This is a genomic window from Streptomyces tricolor (assembly GCF_002155905.1).
Lineage (GTDB): Bacteria > Actinomycetota > Actinomycetes > Streptomycetales > Streptomycetaceae > Streptomyces > Streptomyces tricolor.
Window position 1 is genome coordinate 1 of the sequence record NZ_MUMF01000819.1, and the last position, 3,316, is coordinate 3,316.

General features: G+C 76.3%; 2 protein-coding genes and 1 pseudogene. All 3 read left to right on the forward strand.

From position 1 onward, the window contains the following. Positions 1-432 precede the first annotated feature (432 nt). A complete protein-coding gene (gene ssd, locus CCN44_RS40090) occupies positions 433-1,539 on the forward strand; it encodes a septum site-determining protein Ssd (RefSeq protein WP_059251465.1) in 1,107 nt (368 codons plus the stop codon). Beyond that, entirely contained in the window at positions 1,536-2,726 is a 1,191-nt protein-coding gene (locus tag CCN44_RS40095; RefSeq protein WP_059251467.1) for a TadA family conjugal transfer-associated ATPase, read from the forward strand. Before ssd ends, CCN44_RS40095 begins: the two co-directional genes overlap by 4 nt. Before the next feature lie 100 nt (positions 2,727-2,826). Next, positions 2,827-3,316: pseudogene (locus tag CCN44_RS40100) on the forward strand (type II secretion system F family protein); the annotation flags it as partial.

Consider the following 3,316-nt stretch of genomic DNA (forward strand, 5'->3'; position numbering starts at 1 on the left):
GCGGGGGTCGTCGCATGTCCGGGTGGGTTTTCTCGCATCTCCCCTCTCTTCACGCGGCCGTACGGCCGGCACCGCGCCGCCGTGTCCGCGTCTTCGGCGCGCTCATGATCGGTTACCGACGGTAATCGTCGGACTGCTCTGGGGAAGTCGCACACGATCGGTACAGCGGTCACCGGTATGGGTGACGGAGATATTCACAGGCTCCCGGTCGTCCACAGTTTTCGACCAAGATCCACATGATTTCGCGGATCGCTGCACCGTGATTCCAGCGCACTCCGGCCGGGGCGAGTTCATGGCCGGTTCCGATTGCCGGAGCGCGTATGGCCGGTTCCTATCGGCTGTTCATATGGAGGCCGCTCGGCGGTTCTTCACACCTTGGGAATCGCGTGGCCGCAGGGGCTGCGCGGCCCGTGCAGCGAAGGGGGAGCACCCGTGACCGGAACCGTCACCCACGACCCGCCACCCGGCCCTGCGGACCGGCCCGGACGGCCGCTCATCGTCACCGAGGACGCCGTACTCCTGGACGATCTGCTGCGCCTGTGCGCGGCGGCGGGCGCCACCCCCGAGGTCCATCACGGCGTACCGGAATCCGGCGACGGCTGGGCCGCCGCCCCGCTCGTGCTCGTCGGCGACGATGCCGTCGGCCGGGTGCGCGGGGCCGTGCGCCGGCCCGGCGTGGTGCTGGTAGGCCGCGATCAGGACGACTCGGGGGTGTGGAAACGAGCCGTCGAGATCGGTGCCGACCACGTGCTGATGCTCCCCGACGGCGAGGCGTGGCTGGTCGACCGCATCGCCGACGTCGCCGAGGGCATCGGCCGCCCGGCTCTCACCGTCGGGGTGATCGGCGGGCGGGGCGGGGCCGGTGCGTCCACGCTCGCGTGCGCGCTCGCCGTCACCTCCGCGCGTGAGGGACTGCGCACCCTGCTGGTGGACGCGGATCCGCTCGGCGGCGGACTCGATGTACTCCTCGGCGGCGAGAGCGCCGAAGGGCTGCGCTGGCCCGCCTTCGCCGCTTCCCGCGGCCGGGTCGGCGGCGGCGCCCTGGAGGAGTCGCTGCCCGAACTGCACTCGCTCCGGCTGCTCAGCTGGGACCGGGGTGACTGCGTCGCCGTTCCGCCTCCCGCGGTCCGCGCGGTGCTGGCCGCCGCCCGGCGGCGCGGCGGCACGGTCGTGGTCGACCTGCCCCGCCGGCTCGACGACGGCGTCGCCGAAGCCCTCGCCCAGCTCGACCTCGCCCTGCTCGTCGTCCCGGCCGAACTGCGGGCGCTCGCCGCCGCCGGCCGCGTCGCCGCCGCGGTCGGCATGGTCGTTCGCGACCTGCGGGTCGCCGTCCGCGGGCCCTACGCGCCCGGCCTGGACGATCAGGAGGTGGCCCGGCTGCTCGGCCTGCCGCTGGCCGGCGAGGTGCCCGTCGAGCCGGGGCTGCTGCGCCCGCAGGGCGGCGCGAAGCCGCCGGGAGCGACCGGACGCGGCCCGCTCGCCCGCTTCTGCACGCAGTTCTGGGAGCGCGCGCTGGTCGAGGCGGGAGGCGCCCGATGACCCTGCCCGGATTCGACCGGGCCGACGGCGCGGCCCTGCTCGACGGCGTCCGCCGCCGGCTCGCCGAGAGCGGTGCCGAACCCACCCCCGCGCGCGTGGCCCAGGCGCTGCGCGAACAGGGCCGGGTGCTCGGCGACGCCGAGATCCTCGGCGCGGCCGCACACCTGCGGTCCGAACTCGTCGGCACCGGCCCCCTGGAGCCGCTGCTCGCCGACCCGGACGTCACCGACGTGCTGGTCTCCGCCCCGGACCGGGTGTGGGTGGACCGTGGCGGCGGCCTGGAGCTGACCCCGGTGACCTTCCCCGACGCGGCGGCCGTACGGCGCCTCGCGCAGCGGCTGGCCGCGGTGGCCGGACGCCGCCTGGACGACGCCCGGCCCTGGGCGGACGCCCGGCTGCCCGACGGCACCCGGCTGCACGCGGTGCTGCCCCCGGTGGCCGTCGGCTGCACCTGCCTGGCACTGCGGGTGGTACGGCCCCGGGCCTTCACCCTGGAGGAACTCGTGGCGGCCGGCACGGTGCCGCCCGGCGGCGACCGGATCCTGCGGGCGCTGCTCGCGGCCCGGCTGTCGTACCTGGTCAGCGGCGGGACCGGGAGCGGCAAGACGACCTTGCTGAGCACCCTGCTCGGGCTCGTCGGACCGGGAGAGCGGATCGTGCTCGCCGAGGACTCGGCCGAGCTGAGGCCGGACCACCCGCACGTCGTCCGGCTGGAGACCCGGCCCGCCAACCAGGAGGGCGCCGGCCTGGTCACCCTGGAGGACCTCGTACGGCAGGCGCTGCGGATGCGGCCGGACCGGCTGGTCGTCGGCGAGGTGCGCGGCCCCGAGGTCGTGCACCTGCTCGCGGCCCTCAACACCGGTCACGAAGGCGGCTGCTGCACGGTCCATGCCAACGCCGCCGCCGACGTGCCGGCCCGGCTGGAGGCGCTGGCCACGGCCGCCGGCCTGGACCGGGCCGCGCTCCACAGCCAGTTGGCGGCTGCCCTCTCCGTGGTGGTGCACCTCGTACGGGACCGGTCCGGGCGGCGCCGGATCGCCGAGGTGCATGTGCTGGAGCGGGACACCAGCGGGCTGGTGCGGACGGTACCGGCGCTGCGCTGGGGCGAGCGGGCGTTCGTGCGGGAGCGGGGGTGGGGGCGGTTGCGGCAGCTGCTGGGTGACTCCGATGAGTGGGAGAGCGAGTGAGGTGCGGGAGCGAGTGGGGTGCGGGAGTGCGTGCGGTGTGGGGAGTGCCTGATGTGCGGGGGCGAGGGGAGCGGTGAGCGACGTGATCGGTGAGACGTCCATGGGAGCCGCGCTGGTCTGTCTCGGTGCGCTGGTCCGGCTGCTGGGCGGGCGGCACTGCGGGATGCGGCGGGCACGGCTGCTGCTGGCCGGCGGCGGGGTGGTGGCGACCGGGCCGCCCGTCTGGGAGCGGGTCCTCGCCGAACTGCGGCGGCGGCGCGGGCAAGGGGGAGCCGAGTGGTGGGCGCTCGTCGCCGGACTGGCGGTCGCCGTGCTGGGCTCCTCGGTGATTCCGGTCGTCGCGGGGGCGGCCGGGGTGCCGGTGCTCCGCCGGATGCGGCTGGCGCGCCAGGCCCGGCAGGCCCGGGAGCGGCGGGCGGACGCGGTGATCGCCCTGTGCGGTGCGCTGGCCGGCGAGGTGCGGGCGGGACGGCAGCCGGGGGAGGCGTTGCTGCGCGCCGCGCGGGACTCCGGCGGACTCGGTGACGCACGGGCCGCCGTGGTGGCGTCGGCGCGGTTCGGCGGGGACGTGCCCGGCGCGCTCGCCGCGG

Coding starts and splice junctions, on each gene's coding strand:
- CCN44_RS40095 (WP_059251467.1), top strand. CDS start 1,536: ATGACCCTGCCCGGATTCGACCGGGCCGACGGCGCGGCCCTGCTCGAC.